This window comes from Sphingomonas lutea (assembly GCF_014396785.1).
Taxonomy (GTDB): Bacteria; Pseudomonadota; Alphaproteobacteria; order Sphingomonadales; family Sphingomonadaceae; genus Sphingomicrobium; species Sphingomicrobium luteum.
Window position 1 is genome coordinate 413,010 of record NZ_CP060718.1, and the last position, 13,533, is coordinate 426,542.

General features: G+C 67.6%; 12 protein-coding genes and 1 pseudogene. 3 read left to right on the plus strand and 10 right to left on the minus strand.

Translation table 11 applies throughout. The features are described 5' to 3' along the window. Positions 1-10 precede the first annotated feature (10 nt). The 7 genes from H9L13_RS02150 to serS form a co-directional block, all read right to left on the minus strand. Positions 11-3,619 carry an error-prone DNA polymerase gene (locus H9L13_RS02150; RefSeq protein WP_187538618.1) on the minus strand — a complete coding sequence of 1,203 codons (3,609 nt, stop codon included), beginning with the start codon at positions 3,617-3,619 and terminating at the stop codon, positions 11-13. A 98-nt stretch (positions 3,620-3,717) separates the two neighbouring features. After that, positions 3,718-5,304 (minus strand): Y-family DNA polymerase, encoded by a 1,587-nt coding sequence (locus tag H9L13_RS02155; protein ID WP_187538620.1) that lies wholly within the window; start codon positions 5,302-5,304, stop codon positions 3,718-3,720. Continuing rightward, positions 5,228-5,839, minus strand: a complete 612-nt coding sequence (locus H9L13_RS02160; RefSeq protein ID WP_187538622.1) for an ImuA family protein — start codon at positions 5,837-5,839, stop codon at positions 5,228-5,230. The genes H9L13_RS02155 and H9L13_RS02160 overlap by 77 nt, the downstream gene beginning before the upstream one ends. Positions 5,840-6,066: 227 nt before the next feature. Continuing rightward, complete coding sequence (locus tag H9L13_RS02165; RefSeq protein ID WP_187538624.1) at positions 6,067-6,444, minus strand: hypothetical protein; 378 nt, start codon at positions 6,442-6,444, stop codon at positions 6,067-6,069. Beyond that, entirely contained in the window at positions 6,438-6,875 is a 438-nt protein-coding gene (locus tag H9L13_RS02170; RefSeq protein WP_187538625.1) for an esterase/lipase family protein, read from the minus strand. The genes H9L13_RS02165 and H9L13_RS02170 overlap by 7 nt, the downstream gene beginning before the upstream one ends. Before the next feature lie 48 nt (positions 6,876-6,923). Further along, positions 6,924-7,619, minus strand: coding sequence for an alpha/beta fold hydrolase (locus H9L13_RS02175; RefSeq protein WP_187538627.1), 696 nt, complete (start codon positions 7,617-7,619; stop codon positions 6,924-6,926). Between the two features lies 1 nt (position 7,620). Continuing rightward, the gene (gene serS / locus H9L13_RS02180) at positions 7,621-8,880 is read right to left on the minus strand and encodes a serine--tRNA ligase (protein ID WP_187538629.1); all 1,260 of its coding nucleotides are present in this window, start codon (positions 8,878-8,880) and stop codon (positions 7,621-7,623) included. A 151-nt stretch (positions 8,881-9,031) separates the two neighbouring features. Here serS and H9L13_RS02185 point away from each other — a divergent pair, with 151 nt between their 5' ends. Further along, positions 9,032-9,991, plus strand: a complete 960-nt coding sequence (locus H9L13_RS02185) for a DUF808 domain-containing protein (protein ID WP_187538631.1) — start codon at positions 9,032-9,034, stop codon at positions 9,989-9,991. Here H9L13_RS02185 and H9L13_RS02190 read toward each other — a convergent pair. Together H9L13_RS02190 and H9L13_RS02195 are read right to left on the minus strand one after the other, a co-directional pair. Then, on the minus strand, positions 9,988-10,503 hold the full coding sequence (locus H9L13_RS02190) for a flavin reductase family protein (RefSeq protein WP_187538633.1): 516 nt from the start codon (positions 10,501-10,503) through the stop codon (positions 9,988-9,990). The genes H9L13_RS02185 and H9L13_RS02190 overlap by 4 nt on opposite strands. Positions 10,504-10,587: 84 nt before the next feature. Further along, a complete protein-coding gene (locus tag H9L13_RS02195) occupies positions 10,588-11,250 on the minus strand; it encodes a phenylalanine 4-monooxygenase (RefSeq protein ID WP_187538635.1) in 663 nt (220 codons plus the stop codon). Positions 11,251-11,625: 375 nt separating this feature from the next. Between H9L13_RS02195 and H9L13_RS02200 the strand changes: the two genes are divergently transcribed. Continuing rightward, complete coding sequence (locus H9L13_RS02200) at positions 11,626-11,967, plus strand: PilZ domain-containing protein (RefSeq protein ID WP_187538637.1); 342 nt, start codon at positions 11,626-11,628, stop codon at positions 11,965-11,967. 21 nt (positions 11,968-11,988) lie between these two features. Here the strand turns inward: H9L13_RS02200 and H9L13_RS02205 are convergent. Then, positions 11,989-12,230, minus strand: a pseudogene (locus tag H9L13_RS02205) (4a-hydroxytetrahydrobiopterin dehydratase). A gap of 171 nt (positions 12,231-12,401) precedes the next feature. Between H9L13_RS02205 and hppD the strand changes: the two are divergent. Beyond that, positions 12,402-13,502 carry a 4-hydroxyphenylpyruvate dioxygenase gene (hppD, locus tag H9L13_RS02210; protein WP_187538639.1) on the plus strand — a complete coding sequence of 367 codons (1,101 nt, stop codon included), beginning with the start codon at positions 12,402-12,404 and terminating at the stop codon, positions 13,500-13,502. The last annotated feature ends 31 nt before the right edge of the window (positions 13,503-13,533 follow it).

Here is a 13,533-nt window from a genome sequence, read left to right on the forward strand (position 1 = left end):
AAATCCGCGCCTAGTGAAAATCGCGGCTCTTGGGGATGATCTCGGCATCGCGCGGATGGCGCGCGGCGGGTGGGCGCCAACTGCCCCCGCCATCGCCGCGGCTGAGCGTCGAGGGCATCGAATCCTCGGCCAGGTGGCGCAGCATCCCGGTATCGTCCTCCAGTCCCGCGGCGACCACGTGGACCACCGCTTCGTCATGCTGGACCACGCCGTGCACGACCATCAGCCGCGCGCCCATTACGATCCGGCGGTTGGCGGCAAAGCGGTCAGGCCAGACGACGAGGTTGGCGACCCCGGTCTCGTCTTCCAGCGTGATGAAGCACACCCCTTTGGCGCTGCCCGGCCGCTGGCGGATCAGCACCAGCCCGGCCAGGCTGACGCGGCGGCCGTAGCGCATCTTGCGCAGGTCGCCCGCGGCGACGAACCCGCGCCGCGCATAATGATCGCGCAGGAACTGCATCGGATGGGCTTTCAGGCTGAGGCGCGTGGTCTGGTAATCGATCACCACCTGCTCGGCCATCGGCATGGCGGGCAGCCGCACCACCTCCGTCTCCCAGCCCTCATCGTCCATGTCGGCCTGCGCGAACAGCGGCAGGTCGGGCGCGCCTTTGAGCGCCCGTGCGTCCCACAGCGCGCCGCGCCGGTCGAGGCCGAGCGATCCGAACGCATCGGCTTCGGCCAGCCGCTCGATCGCCGCCACGCCCGCGCCCGACCGCCGCCGCACCTCCTCGATCCCGCTGTACGGCACGTCCCCACGCGCCCCGACGATCCGAGTGGCCGCATCCAGCCGCAGCCCCTCGACCATCCGCAACCCCAGCCGCAGCGCCATGCGCTTTTCGTTGGCGTCGGGCGGATGGACTTCGGCGGTCGCCGGCGCGGAGGTGGTCGCCCAGCCGTTGCGGCGGGGGGTTAAGGCAAAGTGCCCCACATCCGTTCGTCCTGAGCTTGTCGAAGGGCGCAGTTGAGACGGCTGTGCCAAGCGCCCTTCGACTTCGCGCTCTGCGCTCCGCTCAGGACGAACGGATGTCGGGTTGCTCTCAACCTCCTCCAACGTACAATCCCACTCGCTGCAATTGACGTCCACCGGCAGCACCTCGACCCCATGCGCCTCGGCATCGCGGACGATCTGCGCGGGCGCGTAGAACCCCATTGGCTGCGAATTGAGCAGCGCGCAGGCGAACGCCGCGGGGTAGCGCCATTTGATCCAGCTGCTGACGTAGACCAAATGCGCGAAGCTTGCCGCGTGGCTTTCGGGAAAGCCATATTCACCGAAGCCGCGGATCTGGTGGAAGCAGCGCTCGGCGAAGTCGCGGTCGTAGCCGCGCGTCACCATCCGCTCGACCATCTTGTCCTGCAGCAGGTCGATGTTCCCGCGGCTGCGGAAGGTGGCCATCGCCTTGCGCAGCTGGTTGGCCTCGGCGGGCGTGAACTTGGCCGCGTCGAGCGCGATCTTCATCGCCTGTTCCTGGAAGATCGGCACGCCGAGTGTCCGCCCCAGGATCCGCGCCAGCTCGTCGGGCTCGCCATGTTCGGGGTCGGGGCAGGGGAAGGTCACCGGCTCCTTGCCCTGCCGCCGCTTGAGGTAAGGGTGGACCATGTCGCCCTGGATCGGCCCGGGGCGGACGATCGCAACCTCGATCACCAGATCGTAGAATTCGCGCGGGCGAAGGCGCGGCAGCATGTTCATCTGCGCCCGGCTTTCGACCTGGAACACGCCCAGCGAATCCCCTTTGCACAGCATGTCGTACACTTGGGCGACCTCGCGCGGGACGGTCGCCAGTTCCCAGCGCGTATCGTGGTGCGCTTTGATGAGGTCGAACGCCTTGCGGCAGCAGGTCAGCATGCCGAGCGCGAGGACGTCGATCTTGAGGATGCCCAGCTCCTCGATGTCGTCCTTGTCCCATTCGATGAAGGTGCGGTCGTCCATCGCGCCATTGCCGATCGGCACCGTCTCGGTCAGCGGCCGCTCGGTGAGGATGAAGCCGCCGACATGCTGCGACAGATGGCGCGGCATGCCGATCAATTGTTCGGCCAGCTTCATCACCCGCTTGAGGTGCGGGTCGCTGAGGTCGAGCCCCGCGTCGGCGGCGCGCTCCTCGGCCACCTCGGCCTCCATGCTCCCCCAATAATTGGAAGCGATGGCGGCGCATACGTCCTCGCTCAGGCCCATCACCTTGCCCACTTCGCGGATCGCGCTGCGCGGACGGTAATGGATGACGGTCGCGGCGATTCCGGCACGGTCGCGGCCGTACTTCTGGTAGATGTGCTGGATCACTTCCTCGCGCCGCTCATGCTCGAAATCGACGTCGATATCGGGCGGCTCCTTGCGCTCTTCGCTGATGAAGCGCTCGAACAGCAGGTCGTTGACCGATGGGTCGACCGCGGTGATCCCCAGGCAGTAACAGACCGCGCTATTGGCCGCGCTGCCGCGCCCCTGGCACAGGATCGGCGGGTCGAGGCTGCGCGCAAACGCGACGATGTCGTGGACGGTCAGGAAATAGCGCGCGAAGTCGAGCTTGGCGATCAGCGCCAGCTCATGGCTGAGCTGGGTCAGCACCTTGTACGGCACCTTGTCGCCCCAGAAGCGCCGCGCACCCTCCCATGTCAGATGCTCCAGATGCTGCTGCGGGTTGCGCCCCTCGGGCACCGTCTCGCGCGGATATTCGTAGCGCAGCTCGTTCAAACTGAAGTGAAGCGCATCGGCGAACTCGCGAGTCGCCGAAATCGCGTGCGGCCAGCGCGCGAACAGCCGCATCATCTCGTCAGGCGATTTCAAATGCCGCTCGGCATTGGGGTTGAGCCGGTAGCCCGCGGTGACCAGGGTCACCTTCTCGCGGATGCAGCTCATCACATCCTGCAGCGGCCGCCGGTCGGGCGCGTGATAATGGACGTCGTTGGTCGCCAGGATGGTGCAGCCGTTCCGCTTGGCGATCCGGTCGAGCCGCTCGATCCGCGCCGCATCGTCACCGCGATACAGCCAACTCGCCGCGACATGGCCGAGCGAGGGCAGCGCCGCGCGCAACCGCGGCAGGTCCGCCTCGAATGCGTCGAGGTTGTCCTGCGGCCAAGCGATGAACGCGATGCCCTCCTGGTACATGGCGACATCGCCAAGCGACAGCAGGCATTCCCCCTTCTCCGCCCGCATCTTGCCCAGGCTCAGCAGCCGCGACAGCCGCCCATAGCCATCGCGGTCGATCGGGTAAGCGAGCAGGCTGACCTGACCAGCCTCATCACCCGTTGGTCCTGAGCTTGTCGAAGGGCCCTGGCACAACGTCGTTGCAGGACGCCCTTCGACTACGCGCTTTGCGCTCCGCTCAGGACGAACGAGTTCCAGCTCAATATCCAGCCGGCACCCGATCAGCGGCTTCAGCCCCGCGCCCTCACACGCGCTGTGCATCCGCACCACGCCGGCAAGCGTGTTGCGGTCGGCGATGCCGAGCGAATCATGCCCTTGGCGCAGCGCGGTCAGCGCCAGCTCGATCGCGTCCGACGCCCCGCGCAGGAAGGAGAATGGGCTGGTCACGCCCAGTTCGACATAAGCTGCGCGCGCGATGTCCGGCGCTGGCGCATCGGGGTCACGCTCCAGCTTTCGCCGCGCAAAGCCGTCATTCTGCGGCATCGCCGATCATCCTCCCCACGGGTTCGTGGGGAGGGGGACCGCACGCTTCGCGGCCACCTCCCCGGCAAAGGCCGGGGAGGATGTGATCAGGCGCCGCCTCACCCGAACAACCCATGGATGAACCAGCCGGGCAGGCCGCCGCGCCCGTCGCCGATCAGGCCTTCGCGATAGATCCAGTATCGCCGCCCGGCCTGGTCCTCGACGCGGTAATAATCGCGCAGGCGGCTGCTCGACGGCGCGCGCCACCATTCGGGCGCGATCCGCTCAGGCCCCGCGACGCGGATGATGTCGTGCACCGCCCGTCGCCACACGAACCGCCGCGGCAGGCCTTCGGGCGTGGCGTAGATGACGTCGATCGCCTCGGCCCGGTCGAGCAGGCGTTGGGGGCGCTCAAGCTCCTCCCCATCGCTGCGCGACAGGGGGGCGCTTATGGCAGCACCCCACCCGCTCGCGCGCTCGGGCATGTGGCTCTCGATCGCCACCGGCCGGCGCACGCGCTCGGGGCCGAGCTTGACCGTTAGCCGATCGACCAATCCGGCGAGCGCGCGCGTGCCCGATGGCGCCTCCACAAGCGAATCCTGGCCCGCGCGCAAATCCTCGGTCCAGTCGGCCTGCAACGCGAAAGCGTCGAATCCGAATTCGGGATTGAGCGCCGCCGCCTTGTCGGCGAGCAGACGGTGCAGATGCCTGGGCTCGCGGCTCGGGATCGAGGTTGCGACCGCGGCCACCGCCACGCTGCCGTCGACGCGATATCCCGCCAGCGACACCCGCCGCGCGCCGAGCCGCCGCTGCTCGAGCTGGCGGACGAGCGGCGCGATCAGCCGTTCGAGCGCTTGGCTCGGCGCCTCGGGGTGAGTCGCCGGCTCTTCCAGCCGAAGCAGCGCGCGCGGCGGCTGCTCGGCCGGCACCGCGGTCAGCGGCTCCGCCTTGCGGCCCAGCGCACGGTCGAGTGCGTCGACCGGATTGTCCGCCTCGCGAAACCGGCGCGCCAGGCTCCGCCGCTCGATTCCCGCGAGCTGGCCGATGGTCTTGAGCCCCAAGCGCTCAAGCGTCCGCACCGCCTCGGGCGGGAGGCGCAAGGCGGCGACGGGCAGCGGGGCGAGGGCGGCGCCAATTCCCCTCTCCCCGGCGGGGAGAGGGCGACTCGACGAAGCTGAGCGGGGTGAGGGAGAGGAAAATCTGGCGAGTGCCCATGCCGCGCCCGCCGTCGGCGCAATCGCCACCCGCGCCGTCAGCCCCGCTCCCGCGAACCGCTCGCGGATGTCTGCAACCAGCCCCGCCTCACCGCCGAACAGATGCGCGACCCCCGTGACATCCAGCCGCAACCCGTCCGCCCCGCCTGTCCCGAGCGAAGTCGAGGGGCCTGTCCCGAGCGAAGTCGAGGGCTCCACCTCGACCAACGGCGACCAGCGCCCCGCCCAGCGCGCCAGCCGCTCGAGCAAAGCCGCATCGCCCGCCGGATCCGCCAGCACCGCGACCAGTCCCGGGTCGATCGCCCGCGCATCGGTCAGCCGCGTTCCAGCATGCGCACCGCGCGCGGCGGCGGCGTCGGTGACGGCGTGGATGATCGGCCCGTGCGTGCCTTCGACGGTCAGGACGATCGGCTGGTCAGGCGCGGCGTCGCTCGTTTTCGCCCAGCGCTCGATCGCCAGGCGCGGCAACCAGATGGACGCGATCTGCCTCATGGAAAACGCTCCACCGCCCCGGCGGCGCCCCACGCGCGCGGAACAGCTCGGCGTCCCATGCCGGTGCGCCCGATGCCTTGGGGTCGAGCGGATTTGGCAGCGACGGCGCGCTCGCGATCCGCCAGCGCATGCGCGCCCCGCTGAGGTTGGCGGTGGCGCCCAGCCGGACCAGCCAGCACGGCACCCCGCTGCGTTCGGCCGCGACCGCCAGCCGGCGCGTGGCGGTGAAATCGAGCGCGCGCGGGTCGCCCCACAATTCGCCGATGACGCAGGACAAGGCCGCGCATCTTACGCCCTCCTCCATCGCCCACAGCGCGTCACGCGCATCGCGCGCCTCGACATGGAGCAGCGGGAAGCGCGGCAGCCCGGGCGGATAGATCCGCCCGCTTTCAAGGATCGCCATGCGGTCCTGCACCCACAGCACGGGCCGCGACTCATCGACCTGGGCGAGCAGGAACCCCGCCCACCCGCCGTCGCGCGGGTGAGCCGCGAACAGCTCGGACAAGGTTGGGCGCGGCGGCGAGGGCAGCACCATCCTCCCCACGAGTTCGTGGGAGGGGTTCTGTCGGCCCGCAAGATGGCCTCCCTCCCCGGCAAATGCTGGGGAGGATGAATCCGCCCATCCGGAGCGCGCCAAAGCACCTCCGCCGGCGACCAGGGACAAGCTTCCTGCCACACGACTCACAACGTTTTTGTTCTAGTTTTGTTCTTGTCTCTCGACTCCGCCTCGGGAGTCAATGGCGCGACTCGCGCCGCCCCAGATCAGCCGACGACGCGCGCTTCGGCGACCGGCATCGACGATGTCGGCCGCGTGACCGGCGGCTTGCCTTCCGCCTCGGTCAGGAAGGCCGAAATCTCCGCCACCACCCGGCTCAGCGCCGGGCGATAGACGGCAAATCCCATGTGATGGGTGTCGATCTCGACCGCCTTGTCGGCCTCACCCGGGCGCCCGCGCGCGGCGCTTGCGGCGACGATCCCGTCGCGCCGGCCCCACATTGCCAGCGTCGGCACCGGCGGCTTGTGCTGCAAATTGGGGAAGGGCGGCTCGTTGACGTCGTGCCCCGCGATCCGCTCGTACAATTGGCGCACGTTGGTGCTGGTCTTGAGGTCGCCGCTGAATGGCGATCCCAGTGTCACCACGCCGCGCACTTTCTGCGGGCAGCGATGCGCCACCTGGCGCGCGAACATGCCCCCAAGCTCCAGCCGACCACCAGCACGCCGCGCTGGTCGGCCAGCTCGTCAAGCCGCTTTTCGAGCAGTTCGAGCGTGTCGCGCTTGGCGCCGGTGTTGATGCCGAGCAACCACGGATGCGCGCACCAGCCTGCCCGGGCAAGCGCGCGGCGCAGCTCCATCGTCGTCCGGTCGGTCGCCAAGAAGCCGGGGATGACCAGCACGGGCGGCCCGTCTTCAGGGCCGCGCGGCCCCAGCGGACCAAGCCCCGACAGCAGCCGCGGAATGTGCCAAGCCACCTCGCGCAGGCGGTGCCATCCCGCCGGCGCCAGGTCGTCGGGATGAACGTCGTCACGGCCCGAGGCCGGGGCGCGCGCGGTGGGTGTCCGTTCCCACTTCATGACCGCAAAATGGGGTCTTTCCGTTGCCGGAACAATAACGTTCGGGAATCAGGCGTGATTTTTCAGGAAGCTATGGATTTCGCGCACCACTTCGCGCGCCGCTTTGGGCGACACCCCGAATGCCATGTGCGTGCATGTCAGCTCGACTTCGCAATCGCGCTCGTCGTCGAGCCCGCGCGCCGATCGCGGCGCGATCAGGCCGTCCTGCCGCGACCACAAGGCCAGGCATGGCACCGGCGGCTTGGCAGTGATCCGCGGCAGCGGCGGCTCATCGACCTTGTGGCCCGCGATCCGCTCGTACATCCGCCACACATTGTTCTGCTTGGGATCGCCGGAAAAGGGTGATCCGAGAGTCACCACCGCCCGCACCCGCTCGGGTGCCGCGCGTGCCAGCTCGCGTGCGAACAGCCCGCCCAAACTCCAGCCCACGACCAGCACCGGGTCCGTTGCGCCAATCGCGTCGAGCCGCGCCTTCAGCGTCTCGACCGTGTCGGCGCGCGCGCCCCAATTGATGCCATTCTCCCAGCCATGGACGCGGAAGCCCGCATCGGCCAGCGCGCGGCGCAGCGCCGCGGTCGACTGGTCGCGCGCCACCCAGCCGGGAATGACCAGCGCGGGCGCCCCGTCCTCGGGACCGCACGGCTTGGTCGATCCGAACGTCCGCCAGATGCGCGGCACGAACCACGCCGCCTCCCGCAGCCGCAGTCCCAGCGGCGGCGGCCGGTCGTCGCCCTGCCAGTCCATGTCAGAGGTACTCGCCGCCCATCAGCTCCTGCAGCGCCTTGGGCAATTTCACGCGCCCATCCGCCGTCTGGTGGTTCTCCAGCAGCGGCACAAGGATGCGCGGGCTCGCCAGCGCGGTGTTGTTGAGCGTGTGGGCGAACCGCACCTTGCCGTCGGCGCCGCGGTAGCGGATGTTGGCGCGCCGCGCCTGCCAGTCATGCAAGGTCGAGCAGCTGTGCGTCTCGCGATATTTGCCGAGCGAGGGCACCCAGCTCTCGATATCGTTCATGCGATATTTGCCCAGGCCCATGTCGCCGGTCGACGTCTCGATCACCTGATAGGGGATCTCCATCGCCTGCAGCAGCAGCTCGGCCTGTTGCAGCAATTGCGCGTGCCAATTGGCCGATTGGCCCTCGTCCGCCTCGCAGATCACATATTGCTCGACCTTGACGAACTGGTGGACGCGCAGCAGCCCGCGCACGTCCTTGCCCGCGCTTCCCGCCTCGCGCCGGAAGCAGGGCGAGTAACCCGCGTAAAGCACCGGCAGCTGCGCCCCGTCGATGATCTCGCCCGCGTGGAGCGAGGTCAGCACGACCTCCGCCGTCCCCGCCAGCCACGCGTCGTCATTGGGCAGCTCATAGGTCTCTTCGCGGTGACCGGGAAACTGGCCCTGGTTGAGGAACGCCTGTTCGCGCGCGATCGCGGGCACGGTGATCGGCGTGAAGCCCGCTGCCGCAATCCGCTCCAGCGCCCAGGCCATCAGCTTCATCTCGAGCAGCGCCAAGCGCCCCTTGAGGCAATAGGTGCGCGATCCCGACACCTGCGTGACGCGGCTGAGGTCCGCCCAGCCGTTCTTCTCGATCAGCGCGACATGGTCGATCGGTTCGAAGTCGAATTTCGGCGGCGCGCCCTCGGTGCGGATGACCGTGTTGAAGCTTTCGTCCGGCCCGACCGGCGCGCCCGCGTACGGAATGCCGGGCAGCTTCAGCATCAGCGCGTTGAGCTCGGCGCTTTTGGCGCCCAACTGTCCTTCCAGCTCGCTCGCCCGCGCCCCGGCGTCCTTCGCCTGCCGCCCCAGTTCGGCCTTCTCCTCGGGCGTTGCGTCCCTGAACCGCGCGCTGACTGCATTGCGTTCGGCGCGCAGGGCGTCGATCTCGGTCTTGAGCGCGCGCACCTCGCCGTCGAGGCCAAGCAAGGCGTCCAGATCAAGCTCGACCCCCTTGTCCCGAATCGCGCGCTCGACCGTTTCCCGGTCGCTCTTGATGAAGTCCATTGCCAGCATGGCGGGCTTGCTAGCGGAACCGACCAGTCGCGCAAACCTCGTTCGTCCTGAGCTTGTCGAAGGGCGCTGGCACGACGCCCTTCGACTACGCTGCGCTCCGCTCAGGACGAACGGGATTGTTCCTCCCGCACGGATCGGCCAAAGGCGCGCCATGCCCTCCGGCCTGATCGCGCTCCTCGACGACGTCGCCACCATCGCCAAGCTTGCCGCAGCGTCGGTCGACGACGTCGGCCTGGCCGCGACCAAGGCCAGCGCCAAGGCGGCCGGCGTGGTGATCGACGATACCGCGGTCACCCCGCGCTACGTCGTCGGCCTCGCACCCGAGCGCGAACTGCCGATCATCGGCAAGATCGCCATCGGCAGCCTGCGCAACAAATTGCTCGTGCTGCTCCCCGCGGCGCTGCTGCTGACCGCCTTCGCGCCCTTCCTGATCACGCCGTTATTGATGCTCGGCGGCGCCTATCTGGCGTTCGAAGCGACCGAGAAGATTATGGAAAAGCTGCTCCATGAAAGCCATCACGAGGAGGAGCTGGTCGATGCCATGGCCGACCCGGCCGAGCTCGAGAAGCTCCAGGTCAAGGGCGCGATCCGCACCGATTTCATCCTTTCGGCGGAAATCATGGCGATTGCGCTGGCCAGCCTCGGCCCGATGTCGCTGTGGACGACGGCCTTTGCGCTGTTCGTCGTCTCGCTGGGCATCACTGCGGGCGTCTATGGCGTCGTCGCGCTGATCGTGAAGCTCGACGACATCGGGCTGCACATGGCCGAGCGGCGCAATGCCGGCGCCCGTGCCTTCGGCAACGGCCTGGTCCACGTCGTCCCCAAGCTGCTCGCCGCTTTGTCGGTGATCGGCACCGCGGCGATGCTGTGGGTCGGCGGCGGCATCATCCTCCACGGCCTCGAAGAACTGCACCTGCTCGAAATCGTGCCGCACACCATCCATCACTGGTCGGAGGTTGCCGGCCATGCCGTGGGCCCGATTGGCCCGATCGTCGAATGGCTCGCTTACGCGCTCGGCTCGGCCGTCGCCGGGATTGTCGTCGGCGGCATCATCGTTGCCATCGTCCGCCGCTTCACCAAGCACCCCGAAGATCTGGTCGTCGACCTTTAGTCGAAGTGCAGCCGCCGGTACTTGCCGCGGAAATAGAGCAGGGGGTCGAGCCCGGCGTCGAAGCTCGCCTTGACCACGCGCCCGACGAGGATGTGGTGATCGCCACCGTCATAGACGGCGAAGCGCGCGCATTCGAACACGCCGAGCGATTCCTCCAGGATCGGCGCGCCGTCCTCGCCGCACGTCCAGCTGGTGGCGCCGAAGCGGTCTTGGTCGCGGGTCGAAAAGCGGATCGAATCGGGCTTTTGCCCGGTCTGCAGCACGTTGACCGCGAAGTGCGGCGCCGCGATCAGCGCCGCCGCGCTCGCAGCGGCCTTGGCCAGGCACACCAGCAGCAAGGGCGGGTCGAGCGAGACCGAAGTGAAGCTGTTGACCGTCAGCCCCGCCGGCTCTCCCTCGGGATTGAGGCACGTGGCCACCGTCACCCCCGTCGCGAAGCACCCCAGCGCATCGCGCAAGGTGCGCGGGTCGTGCCCGCTGCGATATTCCTGCCGGGTCGGCTGGTCGGCCATGGGAGGGCCTATAAGAGGCAAACGCCGCCGGAACACCCCTTCCTCAACGCTCGCTCGTCCCGGACTTCGCTCAGGACGAACGAATTAGAACGCGATCAAAGCTTCCGGCGTCAGCGCCATTACCTCGGCGATGGTCCGCTCGAGCGACTCCGACACCAGGTACAGCGGCTGGAAGACGTCATTGCGATAAGGCGTGGCCACCGCCCGCGCGACCGAGAAGGGCAGCCGCTCGACCTCGTCGCTCTCCAAACTGAAATGCGCCTCGCCAAGGCTCGAGGCGAGCCCCGCGCCGAGGATCTTGAGCTCGCCGCCTTCGCGCGCCAGCCCAAATTCGACGCTGTGCCAGTAGATACGGGACGCGCGCTCGCCCTGGCCCGCCGCGCTGCCCAGCTCGCCGATGTGCCGCGTCATCTCGGCAAAGTCGTGGTGCGCCAGCATCGGGATGTGCCCGAACATGTCGTGGAAGCAGTCGGGCGCCTCGAGATAGTCGAGCTGGTCGCGCGTACGAATGAAATTGCCGACCGGGAACACGCGCTCGCTGAGCATGGCGAAGAAGGTCTCGTCCGGCACCAGCCCCGGCACCGCCACCACGCGCCAGCCGGTGCGCGGGGTGAGGATCGCGTTCAGCCCATCGACATCGGGCACGCCCGGATGCGCCAGCTTGAGCAGGTCGATCCCGTCGAGGAACGGCGCCACCACGCGCCCGCCGAGCAGCTCGACCTGCCGCGCGAACAGCAGGTCCCACACCGCATGGTCTTCGGCGGTAAATGCCTCCCAATTCTGTGAAACGACGTAAGACGCCCACGCACTCCACTCCCCTTGATGGGAGGGGCCGGGGGTGGGGTGTGGTCTCCGCTTCGGTTAGGTTCGTCGAACATTTCTCATTCCTTCATCGAACAACAAAAAACCCGCCGAGCGGAAGCTGGGCGGGTCGAGGTCGGGTCGTCGTTTTATAACGCGCGCGTCAGCGTCTCCCAACCTCGTCGGGATAAGGATAAGCAAAGGTGATCGCGCGGCGCTTCATGTCGACCGTCCTATCTGCTGTTCCGCCTGAACGCGCAATGTCCGCCGTTCGTCCCGCGTTTACGCTATCGCAGCACCCTTGCGCCTAAAGGCTATGACATGGCCTCCGTCTCGCCTTCCGAAACCGCCTACGAGGATCGCCGCGCCTTCCCGCGCGTGTCGGTCGCCTTGCCGGCCTTCCTGCAGGCCAATGGCGGGCGGCATTCGGTCCAGCTGCTCGACCTTTCGGCCGGCGGCGCGAAGCTGGCCTGCGCCGCGCCCATCCCGGTCGGCACCGGCGTGATCCTCGACTGCGGAACGCTCGCCCTCGCGGCGGAGGTGCGGTGGGACGGTCCGGGGATCCTCGGCGTTGCCTTCGACCGGCCAATGGACGCGCGCGAAGTTGCCGCTATGGCCCGGCGCTCGACCGCGCTCGAAGCCCGGATGAACGCCGCGCGCTAAATCCGGTCAGCCCCCGGCTCGTCACAGCATTCCATTGATCGCTTGTGCAAGCTTCACGTCGCGCTCCGTCACGCCGCCTGCATCATGGCTCGTCAGCCGGAAATCGACGCGGTTCCAAACGCTCGTGAATTCGGGGTGATGATCGACCTTCTCGGCATGCATTGCGACGCGGGTCAGGAATGCAAACGCTTCGCTGAAATCCTGAACTTGAAGGTGCGGATCAGCGCCCTGTCGTCCAGCGTCCATCCGTCCGGCGTGTCCATGCCGATTCTCCTGTCCTACAGCCTTGCGATTCGTCTAGCGCAGCTTCGCGACGGCGTCGCCGCGCCCGCTTGGCGATCCTCGCGCGCATGATGAGCACGACCTTTTGTGACTTTCTGAACGGTTGAAATCACGAGCCGTCGAGCGCAGTTGGGCCGCAAAGGAGTTCTGACATGGCCACCGCAGTGGAAGAAAAGACCGTCACCGGCTTTGCCAACCCGATGGGCACCGACGGCTTCGAATTCGTCGAATATACCGCGCCGGATATCGAGCTTTTGCGCTCGCTCTTCACCAAGATGGGCTTCCCCGAAGTCGCGCGCCACAAGAGCAAGAACGTCACCCTTCACAAGCAGGGCGACTGCAATTTCATCATCAACGCCGAACCCGGCAGCTACGCCGAGGCCTATGCCCGCGACCACGGCCCCAGCGCCTGCGCGATGGCGTTCCGAGTCACCGACGCCAAGGCCGCGCACGCCCGCGCGCTCAGCCTCGGCGCCACCGACGTCCAGGTCGCCAAGGGCGATGGCGAACTCGACATCCCGGCGATCGAGGGCATTGGCGGATCGCGCCTGTTCTTCGTCGACCGCTATGCCGGCGCGAAGAGCGATCAGGGCAGCATTTACGACGTCGACTTCGACTTCCACCCCGATTGGCAGCAGCGGATGGCCGATGCCGACAGCAAGCTGACCTACATCGATCACCTGACGCACAATGTGAACCGCGGGCAGATGGCGACCTGGGCCGATTTCTACGAGCGGCTCTTCAACTTCCGCGAGATTCGCTACTTCGACATCGAAGGTAAGGTCACCGGCCTGTTCTCCAAGGCGATGACGTCGCCCTGCGGCAAGATTCGCATCCCGCTCAACGAAAGCCAGGACGACAAGAGTCAGATCGAGGAATTCCTGCGCGAATATAAAGGCGAAGGCATCCAGCACATCGCCCTCGGCACCACCGACATTTATCAGGCGGTCGACGTGCTGCGGGACCGCGGCATCCCTTTCCAGGACACGCCCGACACTTATTACGAGATGCTGCCCAAGCGCATCCAGGGCCATGACGAAAGCATCCCCGAGCTTGAGAAGCGCCGCATCCTGATGGACGGCGCCCCGACCGAAGGGCAGGGCCTCTTGCTGCAGATCTTCACCCAGAACGTGATCGGCCCGATCTTCTTCGAAATCATCCAGCGCAAGGGCAACGAAGGCTTCGGCGAGGGCAATTTCAAGGCGCTGTTCGAAAGCATCGAGCTGGATCAGATGCGGCGGGGCGTGATCTGATCCTTCGAGACGCGCTTTCGTCTCCGCTTCG